Raw genomic sequence first — 19121 nt, forward strand, 5'->3', positions numbered from 1 at the left:
CGACCCCATGCCGCCGATCGAGGAGCCCGGAGGCGGCGTCGAGGACGCCGCGCTCATGCAGCGCGTGGCGTCGATGGACGCCGACGCGTTCGAGCTCCTGTACGACCGGCACTCGGGGTCGGCCTACGCCCTGGCGTACCGGATCGTCGGCACGCGCCAGGCGGCGGACGACGTCTCGCAGGAGGCGTTCCTCGCCGTCTGGCGCTCCGCCGGCCACTACGACCCGCGCCTGGGCACCGTGCGTTCCTGGATCCTCACCGTCGTGCGCAACCGCGCCATCGACCACCTGCGTCGCGTCACCCGCACGAAGGAGCGGGAGACGTTCGACGAGGCCCTGGCCGAGCGCCATCCCGCGCCCGCCGGCGAGCAGACCGAGAACGCCGCCATCCAGCGAGCGACCGACGGGGAGACCCGCGGCCTGCTCGAAGAACTCTCCGACGACCAGCGCCGCGTGATCGAGCTCTCCTTCTACTCCGGCTACTCCCACAGCGAGATCGCCGGCATGCTCGAGCTGCCGCTCGGCACGGTGAAGGCGCGGATGAACCGCGGCCTCGCCCGCATGCGCAAGGCCGTCACCGCCGCCGGAGGTGCCTCGTGAGCTGCCGCCAGCCCGAGATGGCCGAGCTGCTCGGCGCCTACGTCCTCGGGGCCTGTCCCGAGCCCGAGCGCGCGCTCGTCGCGCAGCACCTCGTCGACTGCGCCGCGTGCCGCGAGCAGGTGCGCTCGCTCCAGCCGGTGACGGCGGCCCTGCTCGAGGAGCCGGCGGCCCCGCCGCCGAGCCCCGAAGTCAAGCGCGCGGTCATGGCCCGGGTGCGGGAGGAGGCGTCCCTCTTCGCCGCGGCCGGCCCCGGCGGCGTGCCGCAGCAGCCGCGACCGGCGGACCTCGCTGCGCTGGGCGACCTCACCGCCATGCCGGGAGCGGTACCCCCGGCGGACGGTGCCGAAACCGCCGAAGCGCCCCCGTCCGGGAGCCGCCGCGCGGCGTTCCTCGCCGCGCTGCGCTCGCCGACGCGGGTCGGCGCGCTGGCCGCCGTGCTCGTCGCCCTCGTCGTGGCCGGCGTGACCATCGGCGGCGCCGGCGACGTCGGCGAGGACGCCCGCGGGACGACCGTCGCGCAGGCCGAGATCACCCGCACGATCGCGCCGCGGGGCAGCGGGCACGTCGCCGTCCACGCGGGCCGCGCGCACGTCGAGGTCGCCGGCCTGCCGGCCGCGCCGCGCGGCCACGAGTACCAGGTGTGGGTCGTCAGCGGCGAGCGCGCCCCGCGACCGACGTCGGCGCTCTTCTCGGTCGACGGGCGGGGCCGCGCGAGCGTCGACCTGCCCGGCACGGTGAACGACTACGACCAGGTGATGATCACCGACGAGCCGCACGGCGGATCGCGGGTGCCCACCGGTCGCGTCGTCTTCCGCGCCGAGGTCTGAGCCTCGATCGGCGACCGCCGGTCAGGGGCAGCGGTGGTCCCCCCTCGCGCCGCCGACCGCTGCGTCGCCAGGCCGACCGTCGACGCGTCCTCGGACGCGCGCGTCCCGGAGCGACCGGCCCGGGACGCGCGCGCGGGACCGGTCGGCCCTCGCGTCCAGGCTCAGACCCGCCCGGTGTCGCGCCGGTAGGCGCGCGCGGCGAGCAGGCCGAGGACGATCGTCCAGGCGCCGAGGACGATCCAGCCGTGCGCCGGCCAGCCGTCCCCGCCGAGCCCGATGTGCCCCGCCTGGACGAGCCAGTACGAGGGCAGCTGCTCGCCGACGTCGCGCAGGACGCCGTCGTCGAGCGGGAACCAGAACCCCGAGACGAACGCCAGCAGGCCCACGCCACCGCCCATCACCGGGCCGAGCGAGTCGGTCGAGACGAGATGGCCGAGCAGGATGCCGAGCGCGGCGAACGGCACGATCCCGAGCAGGAGCATGAGGCTCATCGCGATCCACCGGCCGGCCTGCAGGTGCACGCCGAGCGCCGCACCGGCGACGTACATCACGACCATCGCCAACAGCGCCATCGCGTAGCCCGTGGCGACCTTCGTCAGCAGGTAGGCCCGCGCGCTCAGCGGGGTGATCCGCAGCTGTCGGTTCCAGCCGATCGCGCGCTCGCTCGCGATCCGCCCGCCGGTCGACAGCATCGCCATCATCGTGCCCCAGGCGACCATCGAGACCATGAAGTAGAGCGGCGCGGAGAGGCCGCTGCCGCTCAGGTCGTCCTCGCCCTGGTTGCTGCCCGCGATGAGCAGGTACATCACGAGCGGGAAGCCGAGGGCGAAGAAGACGAACCGGCGGTTGCGCAGGACCCGCAGCAGCTCGAAGCGGGCGTAGGCGACGGTGGTCATCGGACGGCCTCCTGGTCGGCGCCCGCGGCGGGCGGGTCGTGGTCGGCGGTGAGCTCGAGGAACGCCTGCTCGAGGCCGGCGGCCGCGATCTCGACCCCATGGGCGTCGGGGTGGGCCTGCAGCAGCGCGCGGATCGCGGCGTCGGAGTCGCTGCAGGAGAGCACGACGGCCTGTCCACGGCGGTCGGCGACCTCGACGCCGGGCAGCCGCCGGAGCGCGTCGAGGTCGACGTGGTCGAGGGAGGCGCGGATCGTGCGCCGCCCGACGAGCGCCTTCACCTCGTTCGGGCTGCCGTCGCCGACGACCCGGCCGCGCGCCATGAGCACGACGCGGTCGGCGAAGGCGTCGGCCTCCTCGAGGTAGTGCGTGGCGAAGACGACGGTCTTGCCGTGCGCGGCGAACCCGCGCATCGTCTCCCAGAACGCGTGCCGTCCCTCGACGTCCATCGCGACGGTCGGCTCGTCGAGCACGAGGAGCTCCGGGTCGCCGACGAGCGCCAGGGCGAACCGCACGCGCTGGACCTGGCCGCCGGAGAGCTTCGTCGTCCACCGGCTCGCGATCGGCTCCAGGCCGGCGAGCGCGAGGACCTCGTCGACGTCCCTCGGCCGCGGGTACAGCGCGGCGGTCAGCGCGACGAGCTCGCGGACGCGGACCTCGTGCAGCAGCCCGCCGGTCTGGAGCATCGCGCTGACGAGGCCGGCCTCGACGGCCGCGCCCGGCGTCCGCCCGAGCACCTCGACCGCGCCGCGCTCCGGACGGGTGAGCCCGAGCAGCATCTCGATCGTCGTCGACTTGCCGGCGCCGTTGGGGCCGAGCAGGGCGACCGTCTGGCCGCGCTCGATCGTCAGGTCGACGCCGCGCACGGCGTGGACCGGCCCGGTCGGGCCCGGGAAGGACCGGGCGAGATCGCGCAAGACGACCCCGGCGCCGGCGGGAGGGTCCGCGGACGGCGGCGCCGGTCGGGACAGCATGGGGGAGGACATGCCCGCAACCTAGGACGGGGCGCGCCCGCCGCCCAGTGGGAGCCGTCGTGACCTGCCCGTGACGGATGTCACGGGCAGGTCGGCCGGCTCAGGCCGCGGCGGGCGGGGCGACCTCGCGCGGCGCGAGGTCCATCGCCTCGGCGACGAGCTCGTAGGAGCGGCGCCGGTCCTCCCCGTCGTGGACCATCGTCGTGATCACGAGCTCGTTCGCGTTCGTCCGGGCGAGGAGCTCCTCGATCCCGCGGCGCACGGTGTCGGGACCGCCGACGATCTGCGACGCGCGCCGCTGCTCGAGGAACGCCCGCTCCGCGGCGCTGTAGGGATGCGACGCCGCCTCCTCGGGCGTCGGCAGCCGGCCCGGGCGGCCCTGGCGCAGCCGCAGGAACTGGAGGTTCGCGGGAGCGGCGAGGTACTCGGCGCGCGCGTCGTCCTCGGCGGCGACGACGTTCACGCCGAGCGACACGCGCGGGGCCGCGAGCGTCTCCGAGGCCTGGAAGCTCGAGCGGTAGAGCCGCACCGCCGGCTCGGTGTTCTCCGCCATGAAGTGGTGGGCGAAGGAGAACGGCAGGCCGAGCTGCCCGGCGAGCTGGGCGCTGAAGCCGCTCGAGCCGAGCAGCCAGATCTGCGGCTCGTGCGCGGGCTGGGGCACGGCGCGCACGCCGCGGTAGGGATGGCCGTCCGGCAGGGACCCCTGGAGGAACCCGCGCAGCTCGGTGAGCTGGTCGGGGAAGTCGTCCTCGAGCCCGAACGGGTCGCTCGTCCGGCGCAGCGCGGCGGCGGTCGGGCCGTCCGTGCCCGGCGCGCGCCCGAGGCCGAGGTCGATCCGGCCGGGGTGCAGCGTCTCGAGCATCCCGAACTGCTCGGCGACGATCAGCGAGCTGTGGTTCGGCAGCATCACGCCGCCGGAGCCGACGCGGATCCGGTCGGTGCGCGCCGCGATGTGGGCGATCAGCACCGGCGGCGCGCTGCTGGCGATCCCCGGCATGTTGTGGTGCTCGGCGTACCAGACCCGGGTGTAGCCGAGGCGCTCGGCCAGCTGCGCCAGGAGCACGCTCTCCTGGAGCGCCTGGGCCGCCGTGGCGCCGTGGACCACCGGGGCGAGGTCGAGGACGGAGAGGGCGACGTCGCTCACCCTCCCGATGGTGCCAGGCCCCGTCGCGCGGCCCGTGGGGACGGGCGATCGCGGCAGCCCGACGCCTCGTGTCGTCCCGCGGCGGGAAGCGGGACCCGCGGGTCAGGCGACGGGTCGCGGCTCGACGCTCGACGCCGCGAACCGGTCGAAGAGCGCGTCGGCGTCCCGCCCGAGCGCCTGGTCCGCCGCGGCGGCGCGAGCCGCCAGCGCCGCGCCGTCGATCCGGGTCGACGCGAGCTGCCGGCCGCCGTCGGCGTCGACCCAGCCGGCGAGGATCTCCGCGTCCGCCTCGGGGTGGAACTGGACGCCGAGCGCGTGCCCGACGGAGAACGCCTGCGGTCCGACCTCGTTGCGGGCCAGCTCGTAGGCCAGCGGGGGCAGCGTGACGACGTCCTCGTGCCACGTGACCCAGGGGCCGGTCGGGACGAGGCGCGCGTCGGCGCTTTCGACCCGGACGAGCCCGATCTCGGGCTCGGCGAGGCGGTGGACGGACCCCCCGTGCGCGAGCGCCAGCGCCTGGGCGCCGAAGCAGATCCCGAGGACGGGCATCCCGATCCGCTCCGCGTCGCGCAGCCAGTCCACGAGCCGCAGCGCCCAGCCGGACGGGCGCCCGGCGAGCGAGGCGTCCGAGCCGAGCGCGATCGCGAGGTCGTGACTCCCGGGACGGGGCAGCGGTCGGTCGGCCGTGACGTCCTGGACGTCGAGTGCGATGCCACGGCGCGCCGCCCACGTCGCGAGGCGCCCCGGCGGGGCGTCGGACTGGGCCTGGAGGACGAGCGCGACGCTCATCGGCGGGGACACGGAGCGCCGAACACGAATCACTTGTATCCGGATCGGCATTCTGGATCAAGCGGGAGATCCCGGCGGGCGGCCCGCCGGGCCGCTCACCAGCGGTATGCGAGGGGCGCGAGCAGCGCGCCGATCAGGGGCAGCGCCTTGTCGATCGAGGCCCGGCCCCACTCCAGCGACTGCTCCAGCGCCCGGTCCGAGGGGACGAGGTTGATCGGGGAGAGCGTGGGGGAGAACCGCACGAGGACGTCGGTGAAGAGCATCTGACGGCGCATCTGCACGCCGATCCCCTGCGTCACGGGCTGCAGCCAGAGGTGGCGCGGGTCCCAGCGCGGGTGGAAGCAGTCGAAGGCCAGCACGATCGCGTTGCGGGTGCCCAGGCGCCCGGCCTGGACCCGCCGCCAGGCGAGCTCGGAGGGGACGTTCGCCACGACGCCCCCGTCGACGAGCGCCGCGAGGTCGCGCTCGGCCATCAGCCGCTCGAGCGCGCCGGCGCCCGGGTGGTCGTCGCCCGGCGTCAGGTCGTAGTGCAGGACGCCGGGGATCGCCGCCGAGAACCCCGCGGCGTCGAGGGCCCGGACCCGGCGCGTGTCGGGATCCGCGCCGAGGACGACCGGCTCGACGACGCGGGCGTCGAAGAACGCCGCGACCTGCCACATCCTCTGGGCCAGCGCGGGAGCCAGCCGCAGCGGCGACGTGCGGCCCTGGGGCAGCGCGCCGTCCGGCGTTTCGGTGACGTCGGCGCGGTAGGCCGCGGGCAGCTTCTGGAACGGCCGCCGGCGCACCCCGGCGACGACCGCCTCGTAGGCGATCTCCAGGTCGTCGATCGTCGTGGAGCGCCCGTCGGGCTCGGTGAAGAAGCGGTCGAACGACGAGCGCAGGCGCAGCGGTCGCAGTCCCGGCATGCCGAAGCGGCGGCGCGTCGCGCCGGCGCCGAACAGGTCGCGGCGGTCGGCGGTCCGGGCGAGGTCCAGCAGCGCGGGCCAGTCCGCCCGCAGGTGGCGCGCGCGGAAGACGCCGAGGAGCGCGCCGATCGAGGCCCCGATGACGTACTTCGCGGTGAGGTCGCGCTCGTCGAGCCGCTGCTGGGCGCCGAGGTACACGAATCCGGCGCCCCCGCCGCCGCCGGCGGCGTTCACGAGCACGCGCGTGCCGGCCTCGGCATCGAGCTCCTCGGGCGAGCAGACCCCGGAGTGGCGGTCGATGAGGCGCCGCCGCTCGGCCACGGCGTGCGGCCAGAGCCGGCTGACGGCCATGCCGGCGGCGCGCAGCGTCGCGTCCTGGTCGCCGAGGGCGTCACGGACCTCGGCGAGCCCGTCGATCACGCGCCGGCGGAACGGGGCCACCTCGTCGCCGACGTCGAGGTCCGCGCGGACGCCGCAGCGCCCGGTGAGCGCCGCGCCCGGCTCGAAGGTCGTCAGGCGCGCGAGGCCGAGGAGGTAGCGCAGGCGATCGACGTCGTCGCGGTGCAGGCCGTGACCGGCGTCGAGCTGCGTCTGCAGCAGGGCCACCTCGATCCGGGTCAGGTCGCGCAGGGCGCGGGTCCGCCGCTCCTCGGGCAGGACGGCGGGCGTCGGCGGCGGCGCCTGGACGATCTCCGCCCGCGGCTCCTCGATCACCGGGTCGGGCGCGAGCTCCCGGTTGGGCTCCTCGGCCCAGGTGGCGGACGCGCCCGGCTCGACCGGCTCGGGGGCGAAGGGCTCGTCGACGGTGACCGACATCACCGGAGTCTACGGCGGGGCCCCGGCGATCCCTCGCGGCCCGCGCGCCCGGCTCGACGGATCGCCGACGCCGAACGTCCACCCGCCGGCGCCGCGCGGGCGGAGCGCCGACGGCGCCGATCGCCCGTGCCCACGGGGCGCGGCTCGCGGCGCGGCATGATCGGGGCATGGCGGTCCCGAGCATCCCCCTCAACGACGGCACCTCGATCCCCCAGGTCGGGTTCGGCGTCTTCCAGGTCCCGGCGGACGAGACCGAGCGCGCCGTGACGGCGGCGCTCGAGGCCGGCTACCGGCACATCGACACCGCCGCGATCTACGGCAACGAGGAGGGCGTGGGGCGCGCGATCGCGGCGTCCGGGATCGCCCGTGGCGACCTCTACGTCACGACGAAGCTCTGGAACGCGGACCAGGGCGCCGACCGGGCCCCGGACGCGCTGCGCCGCAGTCTCGAGCGCCTCGGCCTCGACCACGTCGACCTCTACCTCATCCACTGGCCGGTCCCGTCCGCGGACCGCTACGTCGAGACCTGGGGCGCGCTGCAGGGGCTGCGCGAGCAGGGCCTGACCCGGAGCGTCGGGGTCTCGAACTTCACGCCGGAGCACCTCGAGCGCGCGATCGCCGAGACCGGCGCCGTCCCCGTCGTGAACCAGATCGAGGTCCACCCGCGGCTCGCGCAGGAGGAGCTGCGCGCCGAGCACGCCCGCCGCGGGATCGCGACCGAGGCCTACAGCCCGCTCGCCCAGGCCGAGGTGCTCGAGGACCCGACCCTCGGCGCGATCGCCGACGCGCACGGCGTCACGCCGGCGCAGGTCGTCCTGCGCTGGCACGTCCAGCTGGGCAACGTCGTGATCCCGAAGTCGGTGACGCCGGAGCGGATCGCCGCGAACCTCGACCTCTTCGGCTTCGCGCTGAGCGACGACGAGGTCGCGCGGATCACGGGTCTCTCGACGGGCGAGCGCGTCGGCGGGGATCCCGAGACGTTCGCGATCGGCGCGCGCGAGGACTGAGCGCGGGCCGGTCCGGCCGGGGCGCCCGGGCGCGGCGGTCCGGATTGCGGGAGGACGGTCGGGGCGGGAGTACGATGTCCGCGTGTCAGCCGGCGATCCCCCACGGCGGGCGCTGGTCGGCCGCGGAGCCGAGCTGCGCCGCCTGCGCGCGCTGCTCGGCGGGCTGCGCGAGGGGCGCGGCGGCGCGCAGCGGGTCCTCGGTGCCCCCGGGGTCGGCAAGACCGCGCTGCTCGACGCCCTGGCGACCGAGGCGACCGGCCTCACGGTCCTGCGCGCGACCGGCGTCGAGCACGAGGCGGAGCTGCCGCACGCGGCGCTCGACGAGCTGCTGCACCCGCTCGGGACGGACGCCGCCGCCCTCGACGCGAGCGATCCCGTCGCGCTGCTGCGGGTGCTCGGCACCACGCTCGCCGCCGCGGCGCCGGTGCTCGTGCTCGTCGACGACCTCCAGTGGCTCGACGACGGCTCGCGGCTGGCCGTCGGCTACCTCGCCCGGCGCGCACCGCGCCTGGGGATCGGGGTCGTCGCGGTCTGGTCGCAGCGGGGCGAGGAACCGGATCCGTGGCCGGGCGTGGCGGACTGGGAGCTCGCCGAGCTCGCCCGCCGGGACGCCGTGGGCCTCGCCCGGGCCGGGGGCGTCGTGCCGCTCGTGGCCGAGGCGCTCGTCGACGCGCTGGGCGGCAACCCGCTCGCGCTCGTCGAGGCGCCCGCGTCGCTGACCGCCGCCCAGCGGGCCGGCCGCGCGCTGCTGCCCGAGCCGCTGCCGGTCGGCGAGCGCCTGCGCCGGGCCTACGGCGCGCGGCTGGCCCAGCTCGCGCCCGCGACCCGCGATGCCCTGCTGCGGGCCGCCTGCGGAGCGGCGGCCGGCGAGACGGCGCCCGCGCTCGAGGAGGCCCAGGACGCGGGCCTCGTCCGGCTCGGCGACGGGGTCGCGTTCTCCCACCCGTTCGTGCGCTCGGCGGTCTACCACGCGGCCACGCCGGCGCAGCGCCGCGCCGCGCACCGTGCGATCGCCGACCACGTGCCGGAGCCGGAGCGCTCGTGGCAGCTGGCGCTCGCCGCCCCCGGACCGGACGAGGTCCTCGCCGGGCAGCTCGAGCGGCTCGCGGGCCAGGCGCTGGCGGGTGGCGCTCCGGGCAGCGCGGGGCGGATCCTCGAGCGCGCGGCACGGCTCAGCCCCGCGCCGGCCGACGGGGAGCGGCGCCTGCTGGGCGCAGCGGTCCACCTGACGGTCGCCGGTCGCCCGGCGCGCGCCCGTGCGCTGCTGGAGGAGCTCCTGCCGCGCGTTCGGGACCCGCGGGCGCGCGCGGACGTCCAGCTGCTGCGCGGCGTCGCGATGGCGCAGGCCGGCGCCCCGCGCGAGGCGCTGACGCTCATGGAGGCGGAGGCCGCCCGGATCGAGCCCGAGGATCCCGCTCGCGCCTCGGCGCTGCTCGTCCAGGCGTGCGTCGCCCTGCTGGACCAGGGGCCGGTCGACCGGCTCGGCGCGCTCGCCGAGCGCGCGCGGGACCTCGCTCCGGCGGGCGCCGCCGTCATCCCGACGGCCGTGCTGGCCGAGATGCAGGTCGTGCTGGGCCGGACGGACGAGGCCCGGCGGCTGCTCGCCCTCGTCGAGCCGGCGGTGCGCGACTGGGACCCGACGCTGCCGGGCCACGAGATCGTGACCCTCGTGGGCCTCGCGCGGCTCTGGCTCGGCGACCACGACGACGCCGAGGCGCTGCTCGTGCCGCTCGTCGACGCCAACCGGGCGATCGGCGCGGTCTCGACGCTCGCGCTGCCGCTGACGATCCTCGCGTCCCTGCACATCCGTCGCGGCGCGTTCGCCGCGGCCGCGGCGACCGCCGAGGAGGCGCTCGACATCGCCGAGGCGGGACTCGGGGGCTTCACCCTCGTGCTCGCGGCGGCTGCGGTGGCGATGGTCGCCGCTCACCGCGGGGACGAGGCGACCTGCCGCGCGGCCGCCGCCCGGGCGATCGAGGTCGGCGGGCCGCTGGACTCCGTGTCCGCGGTCGCCTGCGCCTGGCAGGCGCTCGGGATGCTCGAGCTCTCGCGCGGCGACGTCGTGGCCGCCGAGCCCGCGCTGCGGCGGGCGCTGGCGCTCAGCCGCGCGCACGGCGGCCGCAACCCGGCGCTGCTCTTCACGCAGCCCGACCTGCTCGAGGCGCTGCTGCGCCAGGGACGGACGGTGGAGCCGGCCGAGCTGCTCGCCGAGCTCGCCGAGGGCGCCGAGCGGACGGGCGGGCCCTGGGCGCGGGCCGTCACGGCGCGCTATCGGGCACTGCTGGAGCCCGACGCCGACGTCGACGCGCTGCTCGCGGGCGCGCTGGCCGCGCACGCCGCGCAGCCGATGCCCTTCGAGGAGGCGCGCACGCGGCTCGTCGTCGGCGAGCGACTGCGGCGCGAGCGTCGCCGGGTCGACGCGCGCGAGCAGCTGGAGGCGGCACGGGCGGCGTTCGAGGCGATGGGCTGCGCGCTCTGGGAGCGGCGCGCCGCGACGGAGCTCGCGGCCACGACCGCGACCACCGCGATCGAGCCGGGCGACGGCGCGGAGCCCATGACCGCCCGCGAGCGCGACGTCTGCGCGCTCGTGGCCGCCGGGCGGACGAACCGCGAGGTCGCCGCGGAGCTCTTCCTCTCGCCCCGGACGGTCGAGCACCACCTCCGCCTCGCCTACCGCAAGCTCGGCGTCCGCTCGCGCACCGAGCTCGCGCTGCGGTGGTCCGACGAGCGCTCCGGGGAGCTGCCCGTCGGCTGAGCGGGGGCTATCGTGGGCGACCCGTCCCCCTGGATCCCGAGGCCCCCATGAGCAAGCCCCACGTCCTGGTGACCGGCGCGACCGGCAGCCAGGGCGGCCACGTCGCCCGCGCCCTGCTCGCCGCCGGGCACGCCGTCTCCGCGCTCGTGCGCCGGCCCGAGAGCGACGCCGCCGCGGCCCTCGCGCGCGAGGGCGCGACGCTCGTGGTCGGCGATCTCACGGACGTCCCGTCGCTCGTGGCGGCGCTCGAGCCGGTCGACGCGGCCTACGCGGTCACGACCCCGTTCGGCGACGGCGTCGACGCCGAGCTCGCGCAGGGACGGGCGATCCTCGCGGCCGCCCGGGAGGCCGGCCTCGGCTGGCTGCTCCTCGCCTCGGTGGCCTCGGCCGGACGCGCGGACGTCCCGCACTTCGCGAGCAAGGCGGCGATCGAGGACGAGCTGCGCGCGACGGAGCTCGACTGGACGGTCGTCGCGCCGAGCTACTTCTACGAGAACGTCGCCGGCGGCGCGCGCGACGGTCGGCTGCCGGTCCCGCTGCCCGGCGACGTGCCGCTGCATCAGCTCGCGCTCGCCGACCTCGGCGCCGCGGTGGCCGCGATCCTCGCCCGGCGCGAGGAGCACCTCGGCGCGCGGATCGAGCTCGCCGGCGACGCGCCGACGCCCCGGGAGATGGCCGCCGCCCTCGGCGCCGTCCACGTGGAGACCCCGCTGGAGGAGGTCGAGGCGCGCTCGCACGATCTCGCGGCGATGTACCGCTTCCTCCGCGATCCCGGCTACGGGATCGACGTCGCGGCGGTGCGGGAGCGGTATCCCGAGGTCGGCTGGCGCTCGTTCGCCGACTGGGCCGCCGCCCGAGCGTAGGCCGACGCGGCGTCGCGCGACGCCCCGGTCGTCCTGGGCGTCGGCTCGTGCGCGGCGGGGCCCGCCGTGCGACGTCAGGCCGGCGCGCGGTGCGGCAGCAGGCCGACGGCGCGCGCACGGCGGGCGACGAGCGTCGCCACCTCGCGTCGGGTCGCCTCCGCCACGAGGGGGCCCCACGCGTCGGCGACCGCGTCGGCCTCCTCGGCCAGGCGCCCCGCCACCGCGGGGCCGTCCGGGTGGTCGACGAGCGCCCGGACGCCGAGGGCGACGTGCCAGCGCTCGTCGCGCTCGATCCGCGTGAACGTCTCGTGCAGTCCCGCCAGCCCGGCGGCCCTGGCGCGCGCCAGCAGCTCGCGCTGCCCGGCGAGGAAGATCACGCCCTCCAGCAGGCCGTGGTAGAGCCCGACCGCCTCGCCGAGCTCGTGCGCCGCGCGCGCGACGGTCGCCGGCAGGCGCTCGCGGAAGAGCGCGACGATCGCCGCCGGCGCGTGCGCCGCGGCGTTCTCGTCGGGACCGCCCTCGGCGGCGCGCAGCGCGCGCCAGGCGCGACGCACGGCGGCCGCGTGGCGCTCCTCCTCGCGCTCCTGCGCGGCGAGGCAGGCGCGCAGCCCCGGATCGGTCGCGGCGCGCCCGATCGCGGCGAGGTGGTCGGCGACGGCCTCCTCGCCCACGACGAAGGCCGCGACGAGGGCGCGCAGCCGCGCGGCGTCGTCGACCGGCAGCGCCGTCCAGCGCGCGGCGTCCGCGTCGAGGGCGATCCCCGCCGGGTCCCAGGCGTTGCGGGCGGAGATCGCCAGCAGGGCGTCGTAGGTCGGGGCCCGCACCGATCCAGCGTAGACCGGGTCGCCCGGTCGCGGGCGTCCACCGGCGTGTGGGAGAGTGCCGCGATGCGCTCGACGGGGTCCCTGGTGGCAACGGTCGCGGTCGGGGCGGCCGCCCTCGGCGGCGCGGCGCTCGGGCCGGGCGCGGGAGCGCCGCTCACCGGGCCGGAGCGGGCCGGCGCGGCGCAGGGTCGGACGGTGTGGCTCTGCCGTCCGGGCCTGCCCGGCGATCCGTGCAGCGGCGACCTCACGACGACGGTCCAGGCCCGCGGCCAGGCGGACCGCGTCGTGCCCGAGCCCGTGCCCGCGACGCCGCCGGTCGACTGCTTCTACGTCTACCCGACGGTGAGCAACCAGCTCGGCCCGAGCGCCTCGCGCACCGTCGAGCCGGAGCTCGAGAGCATCGCCCGCTTCCAGGCCCAGCGGTTCTCGCAGCAGTGCCGGGTCTTCGCCCCGGTCTACCGGCAGCGGACGCTCGTGGCGCTCGTCTCCGCCAACGGCGACGCCGCCGTGCGGCGGACCGCCTACGCCGACGTCGCGCAGGCGTTCGACGAGTACCTGCGCGACGACAACCGCGGGCGGGGCATCGTCCTCGTCGGGCACTCGCAGGGCGCCGGCATCCTGCGGCGGCTCCTGCGCGAGCGGTTCGACGGCGCGGCGAGCGCCCCGCTGCGCGCGCGGCTCGTGTCGGCGCTGCTCCTCGGCGGCAACGTCACCGTCGCCGCGGGACGCGACCGCGGCGGCGACCTCATCGACGTGCCGCTCTGCACGCGGGAGGCGCAGGCCGGGTGCGTCATCGCGTACTCGGCGTTCGCCGCGTCGCCGCCGGCGACCTCGCGCTTCGGACGCGTCACGCCGGGGGTCGACCCGCAGACCGAGGAACGGCTCCCCCCGACGGGCCGCGAGGTCGCGTGCGTCAATCCGGCGTCGATCGCCGCCAACGCCCCGACCGAGCTGACCTCGTACGTGCCGTCCCGCGCGTTCGCGCCGGGCGGGATCGCGGCCGGCGTGCTGGTGACCTACGGCGGCCTGCCGCCGCGTGCCGACACGCCGTGGGTCCGGCCGGCCGACCGGTACCGGGCCCGGTGCGTCCGCGAGGGCGGCGCACGCGTGCTGCGGCTGTCCGGCATCGACGGCGCCCGACCGCTGCAGCCGTTCCCCGGGCCGGGCTGGGGCGTGCACCTCGTTGACGTGAACGTCGCGCTGGGCGACCTGCAGCGGGCGGTCGCCGCCCAGACCGCGACCTGGCGCGCGGAGCGCGAGGCGGCGGCCCGTCCGCCGGCCTCGACGACCCGGCTGGGGCCGTTCGTGACGTACACCGGCCGCGAGCGGCGCGTCGCCCGTCGCGCCTGCCGGGCCGGTGCGGTGACCGTCCGCGTGGCCGGCCCCGACGTCACCGGCATGCTCGTGCGGGTCGGCGGCCGGGCCGTCGGCTCCGACGTCGTTGCGCCCTACCGCGTGCGCTTCGCCGCGCGCCGCCTCGCGCGCGGCCGGCTCACCCGCGTCCGCGTCGAGGTCGAGCGCACCGGCGGCCTGCGCAGCGTGCGCACGAAGCGCATGCGGCGCTGCTGAGCGCGCCCGGAACCGGCGAGGGGAGGAGGGGCGCGGGCCGTGGCAACGCGACCGCGACAGGACGGCGAGCGTCGGCGCGCCGGGACCGTCCAGGATCGAGCGCGGCTGCGCCAGGACCCATGCATGCACCGTACGCGCGGAGCAGGATCGCGGCATGCGTCGTCCATTCGCCCTCGGAGCGGTCCTGCTGCCGCTCGTCCTGCCCGCCGCGACCCAGGCCGCCACGCGCTACGTGGCGCCCACGGGCAGCGGCGGAGCGTGCTCGAGCGCGGCGCCGTGCGCGGTGACGACGGGCATCAACAGCGCCTCGTCGGGCGACGAGGTCGTCGTCGCGCCCGGCGACTACGGCAGCGAGGCGACGCCCCTGACCGACGTGCTCTCGCCCTCCTCGACGAACCTCGACGTCCACGGCGTCGCGGGCCAGCCGCGCCCGCGGATCTTCACGACCGCCGACTACGGGTTCTCGATCGGAGGCAGCGCCGCCGGGTCGCGCATCTCGCACCTCGAGGTCGACGCGGTGCGGCCGGCGTCGAACCCGTCCGGTCAGGTCGGGTTCGCGATCGTCGCCGCCACCGCGGGCTCACCGGCCCCGATCGTCGTCGACGACGTCGTCGTCCGGCGGATCGGCGGCAGCGGGTACGCCTGCCTCGTCGGCGGCGTCGGGGGCAACGTCGTGCGCAGCTCGACCTGCTGGAGCGAGGCGGTGAACGCCCCGGCGTTGGCGGCGATCAGCGGCCTGTGGGGGCCGACGAACGCCGTGATCCGCAACAGCACGATCTGGGCGGTCGGCGGGAACGGTCTCGAGGCGCAGTCGGTCGCCACCCGCCCGATCAGCCTGCAGCTCGTGAACTCGATCGTCCACGGAGCGGGGTACGACATCTACGTCGCGAAGAGCGGCGACCCGGCCTCCGTCTCGGCCACCCGCTCGGCCTACGATCCGGCGAAGGTCGTGGTCGCCGGCGGCGCGACCGGGCCGGTGGCGGCGAGCAACCTCGCGACGCCGCCGCAGCTCGTGGCGCCCGCGTCGGGCGATCTCCGCCAGCTCGCCACCTCGCCGACGATCGACGCCGGACTCGACGACGCCGCGAACGGCCTGACGGCGCTCGGCGGGGCCACCCTCCGCACGCTCGGCGCGCGGACCGACATCGGCGCCGACGAGTGGCAGCCCGCCCCGCAGGCGACGACGGCGGCGGCCACCGGGGTGACGAGCACCGGCGCGACCCTCGCCGGCGTCGCGGGCACCGGCCGCAACGCCGGGACGGCGCGCTTCGAGTACGGCACGACGACGAGCTACGGCGCGAGCACGCCGGACGCCGCGATCACCGCCGGGAGCGACGATCCGCTGCCGCAGACGGCGGCGATCTCCGGGCTCTCGCCCGCGACGACCTACCACTACCGGCTCGTCGTCACGACGCCCGCCGGGACGGCGCAGAGCACCGACGGGACGTTCACCACGGCGGCGGCGACCGGCCCCGGTGGGGGCGGCGGCACGGGCGGCGGCACCGGAGGCGGTGGCGGTGGCGGCGACACGCCGCCGGTCGCGCCGCGCCTCTCGGCCGTGCGCGCCCCGGCCACGGTCCGGGTGGGTGCGCGCGCCACGGTGCGGCTGCGCCTGAACCGTGCCGCCCGGGTCACCGTGCGACTGGTCCGCCGGAGCACCGGCGTGCGCCGGAACGGGCGGTGCGTGGCGCCGAAGCCCGGGCGACGTGGGGCGCGCTGCACGCGGACGACGACCGTCCGGACCCTCTCGCGCTCGCTGCCCGCCGGTGCGTCGTCGGTGGCGCTCTCGCGGACGTTCCTCGGCACCCGCGCCGGGCGCTACCGGCTCGTCGTCGGGGCGACGGCCGACGGCCTCGTCGCCCCGACCGCGACCCGCTCGCTGCGGCTCCTGCCCCGGCGTCGCTGAGGGCGATCCACGCCGCGTCGTCGCCGGCGGGCCGGGTGCTCCGGCCGGCCGGCGATCAGCGCGGGCGGACCATGAACCGCATTCCGCCCCGCGGGCCGAGCGTCGGGGTGAAGCTCATCCGCAGCGGGTCGGCGGGATCGGGCTCCAGGAGCAGGCGGGGGAGGACCGTCGCGGCGATCGCCCGCAGCTCGTACTGGGCGAAGCGCTTGCCGAGGCAGATCCGCGAGCCACCGCCGAACGGGACGTAGGCGCCCTTCGGCAGGCGGTCGACCTCGCCCCCGGGCAGGAAGCGATCGGGCCGGAAGGCGAGCGGGTCGGGATAGAGCGCGTCGAGGTGGTGGGTGACCCAGCTGGAGTAGTGCACGCCGACGCCCGCCGGGATCGGCACCCCGCAGAGCTCGACGTCGCGGACGGTGCGCCGCGGCCCGAGCCAGGCGATCGGGTAGCGACGCAGCGTCTCGCTCAGCGTGCGCTCGAGCACGGGCAGCGCGGTGCCGTCGAGCTGGGCCGCCGTCGGGCCGCCGTCGACGTGCTCGTCGAGCTCGGCCAGCAGCGCCTCGCGCGCCGCCGGGTTGCGGCCGAGCTCGTAGGCGAGGAACGTGAACGTCGCGGTCGTCGTGTCGTGCCCGGCGAAGAGCAGCGACGTCAGGTGGTCGCGGACGACCGACGCCGGCAGCGGCGCGCCGTGCTCGTCGGTCGCGCCGACGAGCATCCCGAGCACGCCCGGACCGGGATCGTCGGCGGCGCGACGACGCTCGATCTCGGCACCGAGCATCCGGTCCAGGATCGCCCGGGCGTCCTGCATGTCCGCGAACGGCGTGCGCGGACCGCGCAGCATCTGGGCCGGGATCGAGTGCCCGTGGTAGCGCAGCGCCCGCTCGAACTCGTGGGCCATCCGCCGCTCGCCGGCCTCGTCCCCGCGGATCCCGGCCAGGACGCGCAGCGCGATCCGCATCGCGAGCTCGCGGATCCAGCCGTTGAGGTCGATCCGCGATCCGGCCTGCGCGGCGAGCGCGTCGGCCCCGGCGCGCGCCTCGGCGACGATCCCGTTCGCGACGCCCTCGACGGCATCGGCGTGGAAGCCCGGCAGGAGCATCCGCCGCGTCTGGTGGTGGTAGGGCCCGTCGATCGCGAAGAAGCTGTCGCCGAGCAGGTGCCAGAGGTCGGCGAAGCGCCCGTGGCGCCACGAGAACGCGTCGGCCTCGCGGACGAGGATCTGGTGGTTGGCCTCCGCGCCGATCCCCCAGACGACGGCCTGGTGCCCGTGACGGATGGTGAAGACCGGCCCGAAGCGGCGCTCGTGCTCGAGCAGCAGCCGCAGCGGGTCGCTCGTCGTGAGCCACGTGTTGCGCAGGCTCGGGCGGTGCGAGCCGGCCGGCAACGGGATCCGCTGGCGCGCGGCGCGTTCGTCGCGCAGGTCCCGGGCGACGTCGACGTGCAGCCGCCGGTCGACGGGCGCGGGCGGCGGCGCGCTCGGGGCGACGCGGGCCTTCGGGCTGGGCGGCGAGGTGCGGGTCATGCGCGGAGGACTCTTAGGGGCTCGGCGAAGTGACAGGGCATCCTGTCAATGCTTGCCGCGATCCTCGCAATTGACAGGACCCCCTGTCAAGATGGGGTCGATGGCCGCCGTCGACGGGACCTCGGGGCAACGCACCTACAAGGGCCGGACGACGGCCGAGCGGGTGGCGGAGCGCCGCGCCCGGCTCGAGGAGGCGGCGCTGGAGGTCATCGGCACCCGCGGCTGGGCCGAGGCGACGATGACCGAGATCTGCCGGGTCGCCGGCCTCACCGAGCGCTACTTCTACGAGAGCTTCCGCTCGCGCGAGGCGCTCTACGAGGCGCTGCTCGACGACCTCGGCGACGAGCTGCGCGCGGCGGTCTTCGGCGCCGCGGCCCGGCACGACGACCCGGCCGAGCGCATGCGCGCCTCGTCCGCCGCGCTCGTGGCGCAGCTCGTCGGCGACCCGCGCCGGGGCCGCGCGGCGCTCCTGGAGGGCATCGGCCTCCAGGGCCTGGAGCAGCGCCGACGCGAGGCGATCCTCGGCCTCTTCGACCTCCTCGGCGAGCGGTGGGAGACGTTCTTCCCGCAGGTCGCCGCCGACGTCGAGGAGCGGCGCGTGCGGGCCACCGCGATCGGCGGCGCCGCCGTCGCGCTCATCGGCCGCCGGCTCGACGGGACGCTCGCCGTCGACGACGCCGCGCTGGCCGAGGCGCTGTCGGCGACGGCCACCGCGATCGCCGCTGCGCCGCTCGCGGGCGGCTGATCCCCTCCGATGCCCGGACCCGCGCCGGCGGACCCGGGCGGGGGGGGGAGGCGACGGAGCCCCCGGTCGGCGGGACGCGCCGTGGTCGGGCTGCCACCCCCGGGCTAGGGTGCACCCATGCGCGAGGACCTGACCTTCACGTCCGGCGGGGTCGAGTGCGCCGCCTGGTGGTACCCGGCGGCCGGGGCCACGACCCCGGCGCCGTGCGTCGTGATGGCCCACGGGTTCAGCCTCACCCGGGAGGACGGCCTCGCCTCGTACGCCGAGGCGCTGCAGGCGGCGGGAGCGCACGTCCTCGTCTTCGACCACCGCTACCTCGGCGACTCCGGCGGCGCGCCGCGCCAGCGCTTCCGCGCCGGCGAGCAGCGCGAGGACTGGCGCAACGCCGTGGCGCACGTCCGGAGTCGGGACGACGTCGACGCCGCGCGGATCGCCCTCTGGGGGTTCTCGTTCAGCGGCGGCCACGTCGCGACGCTCCTCGCCGACGGTATCGACGTCGCCGCCGCGCTGCTGCTCTGCCCGTTCTCGGACGGCGTCCCGCGGGTGCTCGCCAGCCCGCCGAAGACGGTCGCGTGGCTGCTGCCGCGGGCCCTCGCCGACATGGCGGGGCGCCACGTCACGGTGCCGGTCACCGGCCAGCCGGGGGAGCGCGCCGCGATGAACCTGCCCGGCGAGGCGGACGGCTTCGCCGCCACGGTGCGACCGGACTCGCGCTGGCGCAACGAGATCTCGCCCGGGCTCTTCGCGACGGTCGCGGCGTTCCGGCCCGTCGCCCGGGCGTCGCGGATCGGCGTGCCGACCTGGGTCGGTCGCTGCGCCGACGACGTCAGCGCCGACGGGAAGGCGATCGGGAAGCTCGCCGACCGCGCGCCGCGCGCCGAGCTGCACGACTACCCCGGCGACCACTTCGCGCCGTTCCACGGCGAGCTCCCCACGCGGATCGCGGCCGACCAGGTCGCGTTCCTCCGGCGGACGATCCTCGCCTGA

At 77.1% G+C, this 19121-nt stretch carries 16 protein-coding genes; 9 read left to right on the top strand and 7 right to left on the bottom strand.

Features of this window, described 5'->3' with window-relative positions; translation table 11 throughout:
• Positions 1-7 precede the first annotated feature (7 nt).
• Both SK069_RS05115 and SK069_RS05120 read left to right on the top strand, forming a co-directional pair.
• The gene (locus SK069_RS05115; RefSeq protein ID WP_319953118.1) at positions 8-598 is read left to right on the top strand and encodes an RNA polymerase sigma factor; all 591 of its coding nucleotides are present in this window, start codon (positions 8-10) and stop codon (positions 596-598) included.
• On the top strand, positions 595-1425 hold the full coding sequence (locus tag SK069_RS05120; protein ID WP_319953119.1) for an anti-sigma factor domain-containing protein: 831 nt from the start codon (positions 595-597) through the stop codon (positions 1423-1425). Before SK069_RS05115 ends, SK069_RS05120 begins: the two co-directional genes overlap by 4 nt.
• Positions 1426-1586: 161 nt before the next feature.
• Here the strand turns inward: SK069_RS05120 and SK069_RS05125 are convergent, their stop codons facing one another.
• The 5 genes from SK069_RS05125 to SK069_RS05145 all read right to left on the bottom strand — a co-directional run bounded on the left by SK069_RS05125 (position 1587) and on the right by SK069_RS05145 (position 6946).
• Positions 1587-2321 (bottom strand): ABC transporter permease, encoded by a 735-nt coding sequence (locus SK069_RS05125; RefSeq protein WP_319953120.1) that lies wholly within the window; start codon positions 2319-2321, stop codon positions 1587-1589.
• A complete protein-coding gene (locus tag SK069_RS05130) occupies positions 2318-3304 on the bottom strand; it encodes an ABC transporter ATP-binding protein (protein WP_319953121.1) in 987 nt (328 codons plus the stop codon). Before SK069_RS05130 ends, SK069_RS05125 begins: the two co-directional genes overlap by 4 nt.
• Positions 3305-3392: 88 nt before the next feature.
• Positions 3393-4445, bottom strand: a complete 1053-nt coding sequence (locus tag SK069_RS05135) for an LLM class flavin-dependent oxidoreductase (RefSeq protein ID WP_406628260.1) — start codon at positions 4443-4445, stop codon at positions 3393-3395.
• A gap of 93 nt (positions 4446-4538) precedes the next feature.
• Entirely contained in the window at positions 4539-5225 is a 687-nt protein-coding gene (locus SK069_RS05140; protein WP_319953123.1) for a type 1 glutamine amidotransferase, read from the bottom strand.
• A 95-nt stretch (positions 5226-5320) separates the two neighbouring features.
• Positions 5321-6946, bottom strand: a complete 1626-nt coding sequence (locus SK069_RS05145; protein WP_319953124.1) for a patatin-like phospholipase family protein — start codon at positions 6944-6946, stop codon at positions 5321-5323.
• A gap of 167 nt (positions 6947-7113) precedes the next feature.
• Here SK069_RS05145 and SK069_RS05150 point away from each other — a divergent pair, with 167 nt between their 5' ends.
• From SK069_RS05150 to SK069_RS05160, 3 genes are all read left to right on the top strand, one after another.
• Positions 7114-7953 (top strand): aldo/keto reductase, encoded by an 840-nt coding sequence (locus SK069_RS05150; protein ID WP_319953125.1) that lies wholly within the window; start codon positions 7114-7116, stop codon positions 7951-7953.
• Between the two features lie 82 nt (positions 7954-8035).
• On the top strand, positions 8036-10708 hold the full coding sequence (locus SK069_RS05155; protein WP_319953126.1) for an AAA family ATPase: 2673 nt from the start codon (positions 8036-8038) through the stop codon (positions 10706-10708).
• Between the two features lie 47 nt (positions 10709-10755).
• Entirely contained in the window at positions 10756-11571 is an 816-nt protein-coding gene (locus tag SK069_RS05160; protein ID WP_319953127.1) for an NmrA/HSCARG family protein, read from the top strand.
• Positions 11572-11645: 74 nt separating this feature from the next.
• Here the strand turns inward: SK069_RS05160 and SK069_RS05165 are convergent, their stop codons facing one another.
• Positions 11646-12395: a hypothetical protein gene (locus SK069_RS05165; protein ID WP_319953128.1), complete on the bottom strand. Its 750-nt coding sequence runs from the start codon at positions 12393-12395 to the stop codon at positions 11646-11648.
• Positions 12396-12458: 63 nt separating this feature from the next.
• On the opposite strand from SK069_RS05165, the gene SK069_RS05170 reads away from it, so the two are divergent.
• Both SK069_RS05170 and SK069_RS05175 read left to right on the top strand, forming a co-directional pair.
• Positions 12459-13964 (top strand): DUF3089 domain-containing protein, encoded by a 1506-nt coding sequence (locus SK069_RS05170; protein WP_319953129.1) that lies wholly within the window; start codon positions 12459-12461, stop codon positions 13962-13964.
• Between the two features lie 154 nt (positions 13965-14118).
• A complete protein-coding gene (locus SK069_RS05175) occupies positions 14119-15870 on the top strand; it encodes a hypothetical protein (protein ID WP_319953130.1) in 1752 nt (583 codons plus the stop codon).
• 55 nt (positions 15871-15925) lie between these two features.
• Here SK069_RS05175 and SK069_RS05180 read toward each other — a convergent pair whose 3' ends face one another.
• Positions 15926-17389, bottom strand: a complete 1464-nt coding sequence (locus tag SK069_RS05180; RefSeq protein WP_319953131.1) for a cytochrome P450 — start codon at positions 17387-17389, stop codon at positions 15926-15928.
• Positions 17390-17489: 100 nt separating this feature from the next.
• On the opposite strand from SK069_RS05180, the gene SK069_RS05185 reads away from it, so the two are divergent.
• Complete coding sequence (locus SK069_RS05185) at positions 17490-18134, top strand: TetR/AcrR family transcriptional regulator (protein WP_319953132.1); 645 nt, start codon at positions 17490-17492, stop codon at positions 18132-18134.
• Between the two features lie 117 nt (positions 18135-18251).
• Positions 18252-19121, top strand: a complete 870-nt coding sequence (locus tag SK069_RS05190; protein ID WP_319953133.1) for an alpha/beta hydrolase — start codon at positions 18252-18254, stop codon at positions 19119-19121.

Origin of the sequence: Patulibacter brassicae (genome assembly GCF_033949425.1) — a bacterium.
GTDB lineage: Bacteria > Actinomycetota > Thermoleophilia > Solirubrobacterales > Solirubrobacteraceae > Patulibacter > Patulibacter brassicae.